We start from the raw sequence: 16,648 nt of genomic DNA, 5'->3' as shown, positions 1-16,648 counted from the left end.
CCAGGCTGGCGAGCAGGGCGCGCAGCTCGATCAGCTGCGCCAGCCAGTCCTGCAACAGGCTCCAGTGGCCGTTGAAGCGGTACTGCTCGGCCAGGCGCTGGCTGGTGCCCAGCAGATGCCAGGCGAGGGCGGCGAAGGCTTCGTCCAGCGGCATCTCGGCCGTCAGTTGCGGTGCCGGCAGGCTCAGGCTGTAGCTGCCGGAATCGAACAGGCGGTAGCCGCGCTCGGCCTTGCTGATGTCGCAGGGCATCAGCGGCAGTTCGGCGGCCAGCTCGCAGGCCAGCTCCAGCAGCGCGGCGGGCTCGCCCTGGCGCAGTTCCAGCTCCAGCTCGCAGATTTCCTCCTCGCCTTCGCCTGCGCTCACCTTGCCCAGGTCCAGCGCGGCCTCGATCACCACCTTGGCCTTGCCACGGCCCCAGGCGATCTCGGCTTTCTCGCGGACGAAATCGGTGGAAAACAGCGGTTGCAGGGTTTTCTTGTCCAGCTCGGCCAGGCTGGCTGGCCAGCAGCTGTCATCGAGCTTTTTCAGGTCGAGCTTGGCCTTGCTCAGGTACCAGTCCCATTCGTTGCGCTCGGACAGGCCGGCCACGCTCTGGCCGCGACTCTTGAGGGTCTGGATGAACTGTTCGCCGTCGCGGCGCAGGCGCAGCGCGACCTTGGCGTTGGCCAGGTCACGGTCGGGGGTGTCGTAGTACTGATTGAACAGCGGGGTGTGCTGCCAGCCGCTCTTGTTGCGCTTCTTCAGCAGCGGGTGTTCGCGCAGGGCGGCCAGGGTGGCACGGCTGGCGCGCAGTTTGATTTCGGTTTCTTTGACCATGGTGGAGAGCTATGACGCCTTTATGAAAATGTGACAGACCGATGACGCGCGCTGGCGATTGGCGAAGCCGGTCCCTATACTTGCGGCCTTCTCAAAACGGGGGCTTACCCTATGCCTATCAATCCCTTTGTCAGCCTGTTCGGCCGTTCACCCATCGGCCCGATGCAACAGCATATCGCCAAGGCCCACGAGTGCGCGGCGAACCTGGTGCCCTTCTTCGAGGCCGTGATGGCCGAGGACTGGGCCACGGTGGAACAGGTGCAACAGGAGATGTCCCGGCTGGAGCATGAGGCCGACAAGCTGAAGAAAAGCGTGCGCCTGCACCTGCCCAAGAGCCTGTTCCTGCCGGTGCCGCGTTCGGATCTGCTGGAGCTGCTCAGTGTACAGGACAAAGTCGCCAACCGTGCCAAGGACATCGCCGGGCTGATGCTCGGCCGTCAGATGGCCATTCCGCAGGCCCTGCAGCCGCTGATGCGCACCTACGTGCAGCGCAGCGTCGACGCCAGCGCCCAGGCGCTGAAGGCGATGAACGAATTGGACGAGCTGCTCGAGACCGGTTTCGCCGGCCGTGAAGCGGTGCTGGTGGAAACCCTGATCGAGGAGCTCGGTTCGATCGAAAACGATACCGACCGCCTGCAAATCGAGGTGCGCCGCAACCTGTTCAAGCTGGAGAAGGACCTTCCCCCGGTCGATGTGATGTTCCTCTATCAGATCATCGACTGGGTCGGCGATGTCGCCGACCGTGCCCAACGAGTGGGCAACCGACTGGAACAACTGCTGGCGCGCTAAGCGCCAGTGTCCTTTCTGGGATCTACGGAAACTAATTTATGTCTCTGATTGCGGACTACGGGCTGGTTCTGCTCGTGCTTGCCTGCCTTTTCGGTTTTTTCATGGCCTGGGGTGTTGGAGCCAACGATGTCGCCAACGCCATGGGTACATCCGTTGGCTCGCGTGCGCTGACCATCAAGCAGGCGATCATCATCGCCATGGTCTTCGAATTCGCCGGTGCCTATCTGGCCGGTGGTGAGGTAACCGAAACCATCAAGAACGGCATCGTCGATGCCAACTTGATCAGCCCCAACCTCATGGTGCTGGGCATGATGTCGGCATTGCTGGCTGCAGGCACCTGGCTGCTGGTCGCCTCGACCCGTGGCTGGCCGGTATCGACCACGCACACCATCGTCGGTGCCGTGATCGGCTTCGCTGCGGTCGGCGTGTCGATGGATGCGGTGCACTGGGGCGGCGTCGGCCCCATCGTCGCCAGTTGGGTGGTTACGCCGCTGCTGGCCGGGATCATCTCCTTCTGCCTGTTCGTCAGCGTGCAGAAACTGATCATCGACACCGACAACCCCTTCCTGAACGCCAAGCGCTACGTGCCGCTGTACATGTTCATCACCGGTTTCGTGATCTCGCTGATGACCTTGACCAAGGGCCTCAAGCATGTTGGTCTGAATCTTTCCAGCACCGAAGGTTTCCTGCTTTCGGTCGCTATCGGTGTGCTGGTCATGCTCATCGGCATTGCGATGCTCAGCCGCATCCATGTCGATGTCGAGGCTGACAAGGCCTTCCATTTCTCCAGCGTGGAGAAGGTGTTCGCCATCCTGATGATCTTCACCGCCTGCTCCATGGCCTTCGCACACGGCTCCAACGATGTGGCCAACGCCGTTGGCCCGCTGGCGGCCATCGTCGGCGTGATCCAGAGCGGTGGTGAGCTGGCCGCTGGCGCGAAGTCGCTGGTGCCGGGCTGGATCCTGCTGCTGGGGGCGCTGGGCATCGTGGTCGGTCTGGCCACCTACGGCTACAAGGTGATCGCCACCATCGGCAAGGAAATCACCGAGCTGACCCCCAGCCGTGGTTTCGCCGCCGAGCTGGCCGCCGCCACCACCGTGGTCAGCGCCTCGGGCCTGGGGCTGCCGGTTTCCACCACCCATACGCTGGTCGGCGCCATTCTCGGCGTTGGTCTGGCACGTGGCATTGGTGCGCTGAACCTGGGCATGATCGGCAAAATTTTCCTGTCCTGGATCATTACCCTGCCGGCCGGTGCGATCCTGTCGATCATCTTCTTCTTCATTCTGCGCGCACTGTTCGGCGGAGTCTGATTCCGCCTGGCGGTTTCCCCTGAGGTTGGATGCTCCTATGATGGGGCTCCGACCCAGGAGATCGCCGATGCCCTTGCCGTCCTTCCGAGAGCAGTTCGCCGCGCTGATCGCAGCGCCCTCGGTGAGCTGCACCCAGCCCAGCTGGGATCAGAGCAACGCGCCTGTCATCGAACTGCTCGCCGCCTGGCTCGGCGACCTGGGCTTCGCCTGCGAAACCCAGCAGATCGCCCCCGGCAAATTCAATCTGCTCGCCAGCTACGGCTCCGGCCCCGGCGGCCTGGTGCTGGCCGGGCACAGCGATACCGTGCCGTTCGACGCCGCCCTGTGGCAGAGCGACCCGCTCAAGCTGACCGAAGTGGGCGACCGCTGGGTGGGCCTGGGCAGCTGCGACATGAAGGGCTTCTTCGCCCTGGCCATCGAGGCCGTGCGGCCCTTGCTCGATCAGCCCTTCCAGCAACCTTTGCTGATTCTCGCCACCTGCGACGAGGAAAGCTCCATGGCCGGTGCCCGCGCCCTGGCCGAGGCCGGCCGGCCACTGGGCCGTGCGGCGGTGATCGGCGAGCCGACCGGCCTCAAGCCCATCCGCCTGCACAAGGGCGTGATGATGGAGCGGATCGATATCCTCGGCCGCAGTGGTCACAGCTCCGACCCGAGTCTCGGGCATAGCGCGCTGGAGGCCATGCAGGACGTGATGGGCGAGCTGCGCGGCCTGCGTGCGCAGTGGCAGCGCGAATTCAACAACCCGCAATTCGGCGTGCCGCAACCGACGCTGAACCTCGGCTGCATCCACGGCGGCGACAACCCCAACCGCATCTGCGGGCAGTGCGCGCTGGAGTTCGACCTGCGCCCGCTGCCGGGCATGGATCCGGAACAGCTGCGCGCGGCGATTCGAGGCAAGCTGCAGCCGCTGGCGCTCAAGCATCAGGTGCGCATCGACTATGGCCCGCTGTTCCCCGAAGTGCCGCCGTTCGAGCAGCGCGCCGACGCCGAACTGGTACGCCTGGCCGAGCGGCTGACCGGGCATGCGGCGCAGGCGGTGGCATTCGGCACCGAAGCGCCTTATCTTCAGCGCCTTGGCTGCGAGACCCTGGTGCTCGGGCCGGGTGACATCGACTGTGCGCATCAGCCCGGGGAACACCTGGAGCTGGCCCGCATCGAACCTACGGTGGCGTTGCTGCGCCAACTGATCCAACACTACTGCCTGACACGGAGCGAAGACGTGCAGCGACGATGAGACCGACCTTCTGACCGAACATGACGGCCCTGCCGGCCTACGTCTCTAGTTAATGGATTGCTCATGCACGACTACGTCACCTGGTTACGCCACGCTTCGCCCTATATCAATGCCCACCGCGACCGCACCTTCGTGGTCATGCTGCCGGGCGAGGGCATCGCCCATCCGAACTTCGCCAATATCGTCCACGACCTGGTGCTGCTGCACAGCCTCGGCGTGCGCCTGGTACTGGTGCATGGCTCGCGCCCGCAGATCGAGGCGCGCCTGGCCGCGCGTGGCCTGACGCCGCATTTTCACCGCGATCTGCGCATCACCGACGCGCCGACCCTGGAGTGCGTGATCGATGCCGTCGGTCAACTGCGCATCGCCATCGAGGCGCGCCTGTCGATGGACATGGCCGCCTCGCCGATGCAGGGCTCGCGCCTGCGCCTGACCAGCGGCAACTTCGTCACCGCCAGGCCGATCGGCGTGCTCGACGGTGTCGACTACCACCACACCGGCGAGGTGCGGCGCATCGACCGCAAGGGCATCAATCGCCAGCTCGACGAGCGCAGCATCGTGCTGCTGTCGCCATTGGGCTATTCGCCCACCGGAGAAATCTTCAACCTGGCCTGCGAGGACGTCGCCACCCGCGCCGCCATCGACCTGGGCGCCGACAAGCTGCTGCTGTTCGGCGCCGAGGACGGCTTGCTCGACGAGCACGGCCAACTGGTGCGTGAGCTGCGCCCGCAGCAGGTGCCGGCGCACCTGGCGCGTCTGGGCAGCAACTACCAGGGCGAACTGCTCGACGCCGCTGCCCAGGCCTGCCGGGGCGGCGTGGGACGCAGTCATATCGTCAGCTACGCCACCGATGGTGCGCTGCTCAGCGAGCTGTTCACCCGCACCGGCAACGGCACCCTGGTGGCCCAGGAGCAGTTCGAGTCGCTGCGCGAGGCGACCATCGAGGATGTCGGCGGCCTGATCGAGCTGATCAGCCCGCTGGAAGAACAGGGCATTCTGGTGCGTCGTTCGCGCGAGGTGCTGGAGCGCGAGATCGAGCAGTTCAGCATCGTCGAGCGCGAGGGGCTGATCATCGCCTGCGCGGCGCTCTATCCCATCGCCGACTCGGACTGCGGCGAACTCGCCTGCCTGGCGGTCAACCCCGACTACCGCCACGGCGGTCGCGGCGACGAACTGCTGGCGCGGATCGAGGCCCGGGCGCGGGCGCAAGGGCTCAAGACCCTGTTCGTGCTCACCACCCGTACCGCCCACTGGTTCCGCGAACGCGGCTTCGAGCCGAGCAGCGTCGAGCGCATGCCGGCGGCGCGCGCCTCGCTGTACAACTACCAGCGCAACTCCAAGGTGTTCGAAAAGGCTCTGTAGGGTGCGCTGCGCGCGCCGCATCAGGACGGAAAAGCCCCGGCTTGCATCGGGGCTACGGGCTCGTCAGGGGTAGGGGGGCGCGCTGCGTCGACCCGCCGGTGGCTGGGCGTGAAAGGCGACATCCACCCTGCCGGCTGAATCCACCTCAGGCGCTGTGCTGCTGCAGGCGCATCTGCTCGAAGCCGTCGTCCCAGCCGGCCTCCCAGGCGGCGGCGGGGATTTCCTCGGGGTAGGGTTGGCGATCTCTGGCCTGGCCCGTGAGGCCGGCCATATAGCCTTGCTGGTAGGCCTTGGTCAGGCTCTCCAGGCTCCATTGCGGCGTGGCGTCTTCGGCCATGGGCGCTGCTCGTCTTCCGTTCTTTACATTCGCCATGCTAGCCGCTCGGTCGGTGGCGAGTATGGCCGCCCATCCCGGCTTTTGCTCCGCTGGTTGGCTTTGTGACGCAGTCGGCGCTTTTCGGCGCCTTGGCTTACGAGTACGCAGCGCCGTGCGCCGGGCTGAAACGGAACGCCGCCCGGCGCGCCCGGCAGACGGGCGATCTACACCGCCAACGCCAGGATGCTGGCCTGATAGGCCGCGACGAAGGCGTCGAAATCGCCCTTGGGCTGTGCTTCCAGCTCCGCCTGCTCGGCCAGCGAGTTGTGAGCGGCCTGCTCGAAGGCTTGCTGCTGCTCGGCGCTGAGCGGCTCGGCGCGGAAGTATTCGGCATGGCGCAGGCTCTGCTGCAGGGCGAACTCGGTAAAGCTCTGGCCCTGACGCAGAATCGCCAGTACCTGGGCCGAAGGCGTCATCTCGACATCCGCCACCTTGGCCTGCTGCTGCGCCAGCGCCTCGATATGGGCGTTGCCGCCCTGGCTGCGGTCGAGCAGTTCGCACAGCGGGTGGATGCGCTCGAGCAGTTCGCTGGCCCAGGTCTTGAGCTCGATGGAGCGGCCGTCACGCTGCAGGTGCAGGCCGGGGCGTCGGCCCTCCTTGACCACCTTGAGGAAGTTGCTGGTGCAGGCGCCGCATTCACCGCTTTCTAGCAGCGGGCTGTCTTCCAGTGCGCAGAACAGCAGGAAGGCGTCGATGAAGCGCGCCTGGGGCAGATCGATGCCCAGCGGCAGGAAGGGGTTGATGTCCAGGCAGCGCACTTCCACGTACTGCACGCCACGGCTGGTCAGCGCCTGGATCGGGCGTTCGCCGCTGTAGGTGACGCGTTTCGGGCGGATGCTCGAGTAGTACTCGTTCTCGATCTGCAGGATGTTGGTATTGAGCTGCAGCCACTCGTCGCCGCGCTTGGTGCCGGCTTCGACATAGGCCGGGTAGGGCGTGCCGACCGCCAGGCGCAGGCTGTCGGTGTAGCTGGCCAGGTCGTTGTAGCAGGGGGTCAGGCCGGACTGCGCGCTGCTCTGGTAGCCCAGGTCGCTCATGCGCAGGCTGGTGGCATAGGGCAGGTACAGGGTACTGGCGTCCAGCTCCTGCAACTGGTGCGGACGGCCGCGCATGAAGCCCTTGTCCAGGGCCGGCGAGGCGCCGAACAGGTACATCAGCAGCCAGCTGTAGCGACGGAAGTTGCGGATCAGCGCGATATAGCGCGCCGACTGGTAGTCACGCGTGCTCTGTGCGTTGCCCTCGCTGCGCTGCTGCAACTGCCACAGGGCCTCGGGCAGGGAAAAGTTGTAATGGATGCCGGCGATGCACTGCATGGTCTTGCCGTAACGCAGCGCCAGGCCCTTGCGGTACACGTACTTGAGGCGGCCGATATTGGAGCTGCCGTAGCGGGCGATGGGAATCGTCTCCTCGTCCGGCAGGGCGCAGGGCATCGACGGGCTCCACAGCAGTTCGCCATCGAGCTTGTCGTAGGCGAAGCGATGGATGCTCTCGAGCTCGGCCAGAGTGGCGGCTGGATCGGTGGCGGTGCCGGTGATGAACTCCAGCAGCGACTCGGAATAGTCGGTGGTGATCTGCGCATGGGTCAGCGCCGAGCCCAGGGCTTGCGGGTGCGGGGTCAGGGCCAGCTGGCCATCGTGGTCGACGCGCAGGCATTCGCGCTCGATGCCGTGCAGACACTCGCCCAGCAGGGACAGGTTGGCCGGCTCGCCGAGCTGAGCCAGGCGGCGGGAGAGAAGATCGCTCAAGATGCAATTCCTAACTGGGCAGTCGCCACAATATGGGGATCGCCCCCGCACTCTGCAAGGGGGCGACGATGTCCCCACATTAGACGACGTCGCTCCCGGTCGATTACACGCAGGCGAAGGTGCCTTGTGCCTTGGCGACCAGCTTGTCGCCCTGCAGCACTTCCGCTTCCACCACCTGGGTGCGGCGCCCGGCATGCAGCACCTTGGCGTGGCACAGCACGCTGCCCTCGGAAACGGGGCGGATGTAGTTGATCTTGCACTCCAGGGTCACGCTGCTCGGGCCGCCATCGCCCAGGCTGTGGCTGGCCTGGCCCATGGCGGTGTCGATCAGCGAGAACAGCGCGCCGCCATGCAGCTTGCCGTGCAGGTTGCGCAGCTCGTCGGTCAGCGCCAGGCGCACGCGCGCCTCGCCGCCGCCGACCTGGAGAATCTCCAGCCCGAGCAGGCGGGAGAAGGCGCTGCTCGCGCCCACCTCCTGTGCGCTGCTCATCGCTTGAGCTGCTTGGCGTTGGCGAACAGCGCGGCCATGCCCCCGGTGGCCGGTGCCGGCTTGTCCTGGCTGGAATGGCGCTCGCTGCGCGGCGTGTTGCCGCCACGGTTGCCGCCGCGCGCACCACCGCGTGCGCCCTCTACCTTCTCCCCCGGGGTGTCGCCCATGCGCATGGACAGGGCGATGCGGTTACGCGGGATGTCCACTTCCATCACCTTGACCTTGACCACGTCGCCGGCCTTGACCGCCTCGTGCGGGTCCTTGATGAACTTCTCCGACAGCGCGCTGATGTGCACCAGGCCGTCCTGGTGCACGCCGATGTCGACGAAGGCGCCGAAGTTGGTGACGTTGGTCACCACGCCTTCGAGCACCATGCCCAGCTTGAGGTCATTGAGGGTTTCCACGCCCTCCTGGAACTCGGCGGTCTTGAATTCCGGGCGCGGGTCGCGGCCGGGCTTGTCCAGTTCCTTGAGGATGTCGCCGACGGTGAGCAGGCCGAAGCGCTCGTCGGTGAACTTGGCCGGGTCGAGGCGCTTGAGGAAGGCCGAGTCGCCGATCAGCGAGCGGATATCGCGGCCGGTGTCCTGGGCGATGCGCTCGACCAGCGGGTAGGTTTCCGGATGCACCGCCGAGGCGTCTAGCGGGTTGTCGCCGTTCATCACACGGAGGAAGCCGGCGGCCTGCTCGAAGGTCTTCTCGCCCAGACGCGGCACCTTCTTCAGCTCGGCGCGCGAGGCGAAGGCGCCGTTGGCGTCGCGGTACTGCACGATGTTCTGCGCCAGGGTGGCGTTGAGGCCGGAAATGCGCGCCAGCAGGGCGGCGGAGGCGGTGTTCACATCGACGCCGACGGCGTTCACGCAATCCTCGACCACGGCGTCCAGGCTGCGCGCCAGCTTGAGCTGGGAGACGTCGTGCTGGTACTGGCCGACGCCGATGGATTTCGGGTCGATCTTCACCAGCTCGGCCAGGGGATCCTGCAGGCGGCGGGCGATGCTCACTGCGCCGCGCAGCGACACGTCGAGATCGGGGAACTCGCGGGCGGCCAGTTCCGAGGCCGAATACACCGAGGCGCCGGCTTCGGAGACCATCACCTTGGTCAGCTTCAGGCCCGGCACCTTCTTGATCAGCTCGGCGGCCAGCTTGTCGGTCTCGCGGCTGGCGGTGCCGTTGCCGATGGAAATCAGGTCGACGCCGTGCTTGGCGCACAGCTTGGCGAGGATCGCCAGGGTGCCGTCCCAGTCGTTGCGCGGGGCGTGCGGGTAGACGGTGGCGGTGTCCAGCACCTTGCCGGTGGCATCGACCACCGCCACCTTGCAGCCGGTGCGCAGGCCCGGGTCCAGCGCCAGGGTGGCGCGCGGGCCAGCCGGCGCGGCCAGCAGCAGGTCGTGCAGGTTGCGGGCGAACACGGCAATCGCCTCGTCCTCGGCCTTCTCGCGCAGCTCGCCGAGCAGGTCGGTTTCCAGGTGGTTGTACAGCTTGACCTTCCAGGTCCAGCGCACCACCTCGGCCAGCCACTTGTCGGCGGCGCGGCCCTGGTTCTGCAGGCCGAAGCGCTCGCCGATCATCAGCTCGCAGGGGTGCAGGGCGCCGGGCAGCTCTTCGCCGACCTTGAGGCTGGCGCTGAGAATGCCTTCGTTGCGGCCGCGGAAGATCGCCAGCGCGCGGTGCGACGGCACGCCCTTGAGCGGCTCGTCGTGCTCGAAGTAGTCGCTGAACTTGGCGCCCTCGTTCTCCTTGCCCGGCACCAGGCGGGCGCTGAGGGTGGCGTTGTCCTTGAGGAAGCTGCGCAGCTTGTCCAGCAGGCTCGCGTCTTCGGCGAAGCGCTCCATGAGGATGTACTTGGCGCCTTCGAGCACGGCCTTCACATCGGCGAAGCCTTTCTCGGCATCGATGAAGCGCTCGGCTTCCTGCTCCGGGGTCAGGCTCGGATCGTTGAACAGCGCATCGGCCAGCTCGCCGAGGCCGGCTTCCAGGGCGATCTGGCCCTTGGTGCGGCGCTTCTGCTTGTACGGCAGATACAGGTCTTCGAGGCGCGTCTTGGTGTCGGCCAGGTCGATCTCGCGCTTGAGTTCGGGGGTCAGCTTGCCCTGTTCCTCGATGCTGGCGAGGATCGCCACGCGGCGCTCGTCCAGCTCGCGCAGGTAGCGCAGGCGCTCTTCCAGATGGCGCAGCTGGGTGTCGTCGAGGCTGCCGGTCACTTCTTTGCGGTAACGGGCGATGAAGGGCACGGTGGAGCCTTCATCGAGCAGGGCCACGGCGGCGGCGACCTGTTGCGGGCGCACGCCCAGCTCTTCGGCGATGCGGTTGTTGATGCTGTCCATAGATAAAGCTACCCACACTGGAACGACTAGGGTGGCCGCAGGGATGCAGGCCAGATACGAAAGCGGCGCATTATAAACACCGCGTTCAGGGGTGCTGGGAACCGTTCGGGGAAAAATCTGCTAACAATGGCTAAAGCGCCCACTCAAGCGCCTGAGCGATAATGCCGCCACTTGCCGTCCTTAGTACGGCTGTCCAAGGAGACGCCATGACCCAGTCCGCTGCTACTGTCGCCGAAGGCGAGAAAATTCTCATCGTCGATGACGACGCCCGTCTGCGCCGCCTGCTCGAGCGCTTCTTCGACGAGCAGGGCTACCGGGTACGCGCAGTGGAGAACGTCGAGCAGATGGACCGTCTGCTGGCTCGCGAACTGTTCAATCTGGTGGTGCTGGACCTGATGCTGCCCGGCGAGGATGGCCTGTCCGCCTGCCGCCGCCTGCGCGAGTCGAACAACCAGATCCCGATCATCATGCTCACCGCCAAGGGCGACGAATCCAGCCGTATCCAGGGCCTGGAACTGGGCGCGGACGATTACCTGGCCAAGCCCTTCAACCCGCGCGAGCTGCTGGCGCGGATCAAGGCCGTGCTGCGTCGTCAGGTGCCGGTGGTGCCGGGCGCACCCGGTACCGAGGACGAGAGCGTGAGCTTCGGTGAATACGAGCTGTCGCTGGCCACCCGAGAGCTGAAGAAGGGCGATCAGGTGCACATGCTCACCACCGGCGAATTCGCCGTGCTCAAGGCGCTGGTGCAGCATGCGCGCGAGCCGCTGACCCGCGACAAGCTGATGAACCTGGCCCGCGGCCGCGAGTGGGACGCCCTGGAGCGCTCCATCGACGTGCAGATCAGCCGCCTGCGTCGCCTGATCGAGCCGGACCCGTCCAAGCCGCGCTATATCCAGACCGTCTGGGGTGTGGGTTACGTGTTCGTTCCTGACGGCAACAAGTGACGCGTAGGAGCGAGCCCGGCTCGCGAATTGAAGTAACGTTTCCGCGAGCCGCGCTCGCTCCTACGGTTCTGTGCTGATGAAAGCCCCCTACTGGTTCCCGCAAAGCTTCTTCGCCCGCACCCTGTGGCTGGTGCTCATCGTCGTGCTGTTCTCCAAGGCGCTGACCCTGGTGTACCTGATGATGAACGAGGACGTGCTGGTCGACCGCCAGTACAGCCATGGCGCGGCCCTGACCCTGCGGGCCTACTGGGCGGCCAACCCCGAGGATCGCGATCACATCGCCCAGGCCGCCGGGCTCAAGCGCATCCCGCGTGACAAGGTGCCGGCCAGCGAGCAGCACTGGCCCTACAGCGAAATCTTCCAGCGGCAGATGCAGACCGAACTCGGCCCGGACACGGAAACGCGGGTGCGCGCGACCTCGCCGCCGGCGCTGTGGGTGCATGCACCGAGCCTCGGCGATGGCTGGGTGCGCGTGCCCATGTACCCGCACCCGCTGCGCGGTCAGCGGATCTGGAGCGTGCTCGGCTGGTTCCTCGGCATCGGCCTGCTGTCCACCGCAGCGGCCTGGATCTTCGTGCGCCAGCTCAACGCACCGCTCAAGCGTCTGGTCTTCGCCGCGCGCCAGCTCGGCCAGGGGCGCAGCGTACGGCTGCCGGTGGGCGATACGCCGAGCGAGATGACCGAGGTGTACCGCGCCTTCAACCAGATGGCCGAGGATGTCGAGCAGGCCGGCCGCGAGCGCGAGCTGATGCTGGCCGGCGTGTCCCACGACCTGCGCACGCCGCTGACCCGCCTGCGTCTGGCCCTGGAATTCATGCAGAGCGACTCCGAACTGACCGAGGACATGGTGCGCGACATCGAGGACATGGACGCCATTCTCGATCAGTTCCTCGCCTTCATCCGCGACGGGCGTGACGAGCCGGTGGAGGAGCTGGACTTCGCCGAGCTGGTACGCGAAACCCTGGCGCCCTACAACCAGAACGGCGAGCGCGTGCGCTTGTGCCTCGAGCCGATCCCGCCTTTCCCGCTGCGCCGGGTGTCGACCAAGCGCCTGCTCACCAATCTGGTGGAGAACGCGCTCAACCACGGTGGTGGAGATGCCGTGGAGGTGGTGGCCAGCCTGGCTGGCGATCACAGTGCGCCCTATGTGGTGCTGAGCGTGCTGGATCGCGGCAACGGCATCGATCCGGCGGAGCTGGACAGCATCTTCAACCCCTTCATCCGCGGTGATCGGGCCCGCGGCGGGCGTGGTACCGGCCTGGGGCTGGCCATCGTCAAGCGCATCGCCGCGCTGCATGGCGGCAGCGTCGAGCTGCGCAACCGCAGTGGCGGGGGGCTGGAGGCACGTGTGCGTCTGCCGCTGGGGCTGCTGCTGCCGCGCGATGCGGTCTAGCTGACGACCGGCCGTCCTCGCGGCGGCCCGAGTGCTGGCCATCTGCTGCCAAGGGCCCTGGCGCTGGGCTATGCTGTGCCGGCGCACTCACTCGAGGCCCGCATGCCCACCGCTTTTTCCCACCGCCTGCCCAGATGGAGCTGGTGGCTGCCGCTACCGCTTTTCCACCTGGGAACCTGGATTTCTCTGGCTACCCGCCTGAACGACGGGGTGGCGCTGTGTTACCTGCCGCTGGTGCTGGGCCTGGTGCTGTGCCTGTGGTGGGGCCCGCGCGTGCTGCCGGCGCTCTACCTCAACGCCCTGCTCAGCGTCCCGTTGTGGGGCCTGCCCTGGCAATGGGCGCCGCTGTATGCCTTGCCCGAGACGGCCGCCGTGGCGCTGGGCTGGTGGTTGTTGCGGCGCCACAGCTTCGACCCGGCCTTGGGCAGCCTGGCCGATCTGCTGCGTTTTCTCGCATTCGGCGTGCTGGCGCCGGCGGCGCTGGTGGCGTTGGGGTTGCAGGCCAACCTGTGGCTGACCGGCTTGCAGCTCGGCGAGCACTGGGCGCAGGCCAGCCTGGCGGTGTGGCTGAACGACGCCATCAACCTGCTGGCGCTGGCCACCCCGCTGCTGGTGTTCGGCAGCCCGCTGCTGCGTGCGCGCGGCTGGCTGCCCGAGAGCACGGCGGCCGACGCGCAAGCCCTGAGCATCAGCCGTTCCTGGCGCGGCTGGCTGCTCGCGTTCGGCATCTTCCTGGCGCTGATGGCACTGGTCGGCAGCCTGCCTCTGCTGGTCGCTCTGCCCTTTCTCGGCATCGGCATGCTCGCCCTGGCCCTGCGTTATGCCTTCGCCGGTGCGCTTTACGGCGCCGTTCTGGTGTTCGCCGCGACCCTGCCGCTGCCGTTGCTGCGCGGCGATCCCGGTTTCGCCATGCTGGATCTGCCGCGCAGCCAGTTGCAGCTGGCCGTGCTGCTGCTGATGGGCGCCGCCCTGCTGGTAGGGCGGGCCCTGGGTGACCTGCGCCAGGCGCTGAGCCGCAGCGCGCGCATGCAGCAGCAACTGGCCCGCGCCAACCTGGCGATGGAGGCCAGCCCGCTGGGGGTGACCATCGCCGACGCCCGCCAGCCGGACCTGCCATTGGTCTACTGCAACGCCGCCTTCACCCAGATCACCGGCTACAGCGCAGACGAGACACTGGGGCGCAACTGCCGCTTTCTCGTTGCCGACGACCATGCCCAGCTGGAGCTGCAGCCCCTGCGCAGCGCCTTGCGCGAAGGGCGCAGCGGGCATGCGGTGGTGCGCAACTACCGCAAGGACGGCCGGCCGTTCTGGAACGAAGTGGTGCTGGCGCCGATGCGCGACGAGCGGGGCATCAGCCATTTCGTCGGCCTGCAGCAGGATGTCACCGAACGCGTGGAGCTGGCGGCGCAGGTCGAGCAGCAGCGCGCGCAGCTGTTGCGCCAGAACCACCTGTTCAGCCAGACCGAGGACATCGCCAACCTTGGCGGCTGGGTGTTCGAACTCGGCGATTCCAGCATGTTCTGGAGCGATGGCTGCTACCGCATCGTCGAGCGCGACATCCATCTGGGGCCGCCGAGTTTCGAGCAGGCGCTGCACTACTACGACGCGCCGAGCCAGACGCTGATCATCGAGACCCTGCAGGCGGCGCTGGGCGGGCTGGATGAGGTCGATGTGGAGCTGCGTCTGGCGGCGCGCCTCGGCGGGCGCCTGGTGCGGGTGCGCGGCATGGCCGAGCGCGACGATGACGGCAGCCTGGTGCGGGTGTACGGCGTGGTGCAGGACATCAGCGAGCGCAAGCGCACCGAGTCGCAACTGCGCGAGCGCGACGAGCGCCTGCGTCTGTTTTTCGAGGCGCCGCTGATCGGCATGGCGCTGACTACCCAGAGCTTCGGCTGGGAAGAGGTCAACCAGAAGCTGTGCAGCATCCTCGGGCGTAGCCGCGACGAGCTGATGGCCAGCAGCTGGCACCAGCTGTCGCATCCCGACGACCTGGCAGGCGAACAGGCCAGGCTCGAGGAGGTGCTGCTGGGCAGCAGCGACGGTTTCGAGATGGACAAGCGTTTTCTGCGGGCCGACGGCCAGGTGGTGTTCACCCGCCTCAGCCTGCGTGCGGTTCGCGGCGGTGCAGGCCGGCAGACGCTGTTTCTGCTGCTGGTGGAAGACACCAGCGCGCGGCGCGAGGCCGAGGCGCGTTACCACACCCTGGTCGAGCACGCGCCCGAGGCGATCCTGCTGTTCAGCCCGGAGGGCGGCATCGTCGAATGCAACGAGAACGCGCTGCAACTGCTGCGTTACCGCCGCGAAGACCTGCTGGGCAAGACCATCCAGAGCATCAGCCCGCCGCGCCAGGCGGACGGCAGTCTGTCCTCGCGCGTCGGCAGGGAGCATCTGCAGCGGGCCATCGCCGGCGACACGCCGGTGTTCGAGTGGACCCATCGCGACAGTGCCGGACGCCAGCTGCCATGCGAGGTGCGCCTGGTGCGCATGCCCGGCGAGGAGCTGCTGATCCGCGCCAGCGTGCTCGACATTTCCGAGCGCCAGCGCTACCAGCGCGAGATCGAGCGGCTGGCCTACAGCGACGAGCTGACCGGTCTGCCCAATCGCCGTCTGCTGCTCGATCGCCTGCAGCACGCCATGGATCGCGAGAACCGCGAAGGCAGCCTGGGCGCGCTGCTGTTCATCGACCTGGACCACTTCAAGACGGTCAACGACAGCCTCGGCCACCTGATCGGCGATGCGCTGCTGTGCGAAGTCACCACCCGCCTGGCTCGGGAGCTGCGTACCGAAGACACCCTGGCCCGCCTCGGCGGCGATGAGTTCGTGGTGCTGCTCGAGGCGCTGGGTAGCGAGCCGCAGGCCGTTGCCGAGCATGCCGCCGCGGTGGGCGAAAAGCTGCTGCGCGGGCTGCAGGGCAGTTGCCTGATCGAGGGGCACGAGCTGGCCATCAGCGCCAGCATCGGCATCGCCCTGCATCCGCTGGGCCTGCAGCGCGCCGCCGATATCCTCAAGCAGGCCGACACCGCCATGTACCGGGCCAAGCATGCCGGACGCAATGCGCTGCACTTCTTCGCCCCGGAGATGCAGGCGGCCATCGATCAGCGTCTGCAGCTGCAGGGCGAGCTGCGCCAGGCCATTGCCCGTCAGCAATTGCAACTGGTGTTCCAGCCGCAGCTGGTTCTGGCCGACGACACGGTGGCTGGCGCCGAGGTGCTGCTGCGCTGGCTGCACCCCGAACGCGGCGAGATTTCCCCCGACCAGTTCATTCCGCTGGCCGAGGAGACCGGGCTGATCCAGGACATCGGCCAGTGGGTGCTGGAGCAGTCCTGCGCGACGTTGGCGCGCTGGCAGGCGCAATGGCCGCAACTGGTGCTGGCGGTCAATCTCAGCCCGCGCGAGTTGCGCCAGGCCGGTTGCGTGGCGCGCGTCGAGGATTGCCTGCGTCGCCACGGCGTAGCTGCGCAGGCGCTGGAGCTGGAAATCACCGAGGGCGTGCTGCTGGAGGATGTCGACCGCTGCATCGGCAACATGCAGCAGCTCAAGGCGCAGGGCGTGCGTTTTGCCATCGACGACTTCGGCACGGGCTACTCGTCGCTCACCTACCTCAAGCGCCTGCCGCTGGACCGCCTGAAGATCGACCGCAGCTTCGTTGCCGATCTCGATGGCGATGCCAGCGGGCGCATGCTGGTGCAGACCATCCTGATGATCGCGCGCAACCTGGATCTCGAATGCGTGGCCGAGGGCATCGAGCAGCCCAGCCAGTTGGCGCTGCTGCGTGAGCAGGGCTGCGCGCTGGGCCAGGGCTATCTGTTCGGCAAGCCGATGGTCGAGGCCGAGTTTCTCGCCTGGCTGCAGGCGCGTCAGGGCTGA

At 66.9% G+C, this 16,648-nt stretch carries 12 protein-coding genes; 7 read left to right on the top strand and 5 right to left on the bottom strand.

All coding sequences use genetic code 11. The features are described 5' to 3' along the window. On the bottom strand, positions 1–817 hold an 817-nt coding region (locus N7333_RS15975), incomplete at its 3' end, for a CYTH domain-containing protein (protein WP_279859066.1). A gap of 111 nt (positions 818–928) precedes the next feature. On the opposite strand from N7333_RS15975, the gene N7333_RS15970 reads away from it, so the two are divergent. From N7333_RS15970 to argA, 4 genes are all read left to right on the top strand, one after another. Further along, complete coding sequence (locus tag N7333_RS15970) at positions 929–1,606, top strand: TIGR00153 family protein (protein ID WP_004373240.1); 678 nt, start codon at positions 929–931, stop codon at positions 1,604–1,606. 38 nt (positions 1,607–1,644) lie between these two features. Next, complete coding sequence (locus N7333_RS15965; RefSeq protein WP_004373238.1) at positions 1,645–2,916, top strand: inorganic phosphate transporter; 1,272 nt, start codon at positions 1,645–1,647, stop codon at positions 2,914–2,916. 67 nt (positions 2,917–2,983) lie between these two features. Continuing rightward, complete coding sequence (argE, locus tag N7333_RS15960) at positions 2,984–4,150, top strand: acetylornithine deacetylase (protein WP_195881257.1); 1,167 nt, start codon at positions 2,984–2,986, stop codon at positions 4,148–4,150. A 63-nt stretch (positions 4,151–4,213) separates the two neighbouring features. Next, entirely contained in the window at positions 4,214–5,512 is a 1,299-nt protein-coding gene (gene argA, locus N7333_RS15955) for an amino-acid N-acetyltransferase (protein WP_004373235.1), read from the top strand. A 145-nt stretch (positions 5,513–5,657) separates the two neighbouring features. On the opposite strand, the gene N7333_RS15950 is transcribed toward argA, so the two are convergent. From N7333_RS15950 to N7333_RS15935, 4 genes are all read right to left on the bottom strand, one after another. Further along, positions 5,658–5,849 carry a ribosome modulation factor gene (locus tag N7333_RS15950; RefSeq protein ID WP_004373233.1) on the bottom strand — a complete coding sequence of 64 codons (192 nt, stop codon included), beginning with the start codon at positions 5,847–5,849 and terminating at the stop codon, positions 5,658–5,660. A gap of 203 nt (positions 5,850–6,052) precedes the next feature. After that, positions 6,053–7,633: a glutamate--cysteine ligase gene (gshA, locus tag N7333_RS15945; protein WP_279859065.1), complete on the bottom strand. Its 1,581-nt coding sequence runs from the start codon at positions 7,631–7,633 to the stop codon at positions 6,053–6,055. Between the two features lie 103 nt (positions 7,634–7,736). Beyond that, entirely contained in the window at positions 7,737–8,123 is a 387-nt protein-coding gene (locus N7333_RS15940; RefSeq protein WP_004373229.1) for a PaaI family thioesterase, read from the bottom strand. Further along, on the bottom strand, positions 8,120–10,444 hold the full coding sequence (locus N7333_RS15935; protein WP_129481976.1) for a Tex family protein: 2,325 nt from the start codon (positions 10,442–10,444) through the stop codon (positions 8,120–8,122). The genes N7333_RS15940 and N7333_RS15935 overlap by 4 nt, the downstream gene beginning before the upstream one ends. A 206-nt stretch (positions 10,445–10,650) precedes the next feature. Here N7333_RS15935 and ompR point away from each other — a divergent pair, with 206 nt between their 5' ends. The 3 genes from ompR (at position 10,651) to N7333_RS15920 (ending at position 16,648) form a co-directional block, all read left to right on the top strand. Next, positions 10,651–11,388, top strand: coding sequence for a two-component system response regulator OmpR (gene ompR / locus N7333_RS15930; RefSeq protein ID WP_011920620.1), 738 nt, complete (start codon positions 10,651–10,653; stop codon positions 11,386–11,388). Between the two features lie 76 nt (positions 11,389–11,464). Further along, on the top strand, positions 11,465–12,781 hold the full coding sequence (locus N7333_RS15925) for an ATP-binding protein (RefSeq protein WP_004373225.1): 1,317 nt from the start codon (positions 11,465–11,467) through the stop codon (positions 12,779–12,781). A gap of 102 nt (positions 12,782–12,883) precedes the next feature. After that, positions 12,884–16,648, top strand: a complete 3,765-nt coding sequence (locus N7333_RS15920; RefSeq protein WP_129481975.1) for an EAL domain-containing protein — start codon at positions 12,884–12,886, stop codon at positions 16,646–16,648.

It is taken from the genome of Pseudomonas sp. GD04158, assembly GCF_029834875.1.
Lineage (GTDB): Bacteria > Pseudomonadota > Gammaproteobacteria > Pseudomonadales > Pseudomonadaceae > Aquipseudomonas > Aquipseudomonas hydrolytica.
Note: the sequence above shows the minus strand (reverse complement) of the source record. Positions and strands in the feature narration are given on the sequence as shown.

Coding starts and splice junctions, on each gene's coding strand:
- N7333_RS15950 (WP_004373233.1), bottom strand. CDS start 5,849: ATGGCCGAAGACGCCACGCCGCAATGGAGCCTGGAGAGCCTGACCAAG.
- argE (WP_195881257.1), top strand. CDS start 2,984: ATGCCCTTGCCGTCCTTCCGAGAGCAGTTCGCCGCGCTGATCGCAGCG.
- N7333_RS15920 (WP_129481975.1), top strand. CDS start 12,884: ATGCCCACCGCTTTTTCCCACCGCCTGCCCAGATGGAGCTGGTGGCTG.
- N7333_RS15925 (WP_004373225.1), top strand. CDS start 11,465: ATGAAAGCCCCCTACTGGTTCCCGCAAAGCTTCTTCGCCCGCACCCTG.
- N7333_RS15970 (WP_004373240.1), top strand. CDS start 929: ATGCCTATCAATCCCTTTGTCAGCCTGTTCGGCCGTTCACCCATCGGC.
- argA (WP_004373235.1), top strand. CDS start 4,214: ATGCACGACTACGTCACCTGGTTACGCCACGCTTCGCCCTATATCAAT.
- N7333_RS15965 (WP_004373238.1), top strand. CDS start 1,645: ATGTCTCTGATTGCGGACTACGGGCTGGTTCTGCTCGTGCTTGCCTGC.
- ompR (WP_011920620.1), top strand. CDS start 10,651: ATGACCCAGTCCGCTGCTACTGTCGCCGAAGGCGAGAAAATTCTCATC.
- N7333_RS15935 (WP_129481976.1), bottom strand. CDS start 10,444: ATGGACAGCATCAACAACCGCATCGCCGAAGAGCTGGGCGTGCGCCCG.
- N7333_RS15940 (WP_004373229.1), bottom strand. CDS start 8,123: ATGAGCAGCGCACAGGAGGTGGGCGCGAGCAGCGCCTTCTCCCGCCTG.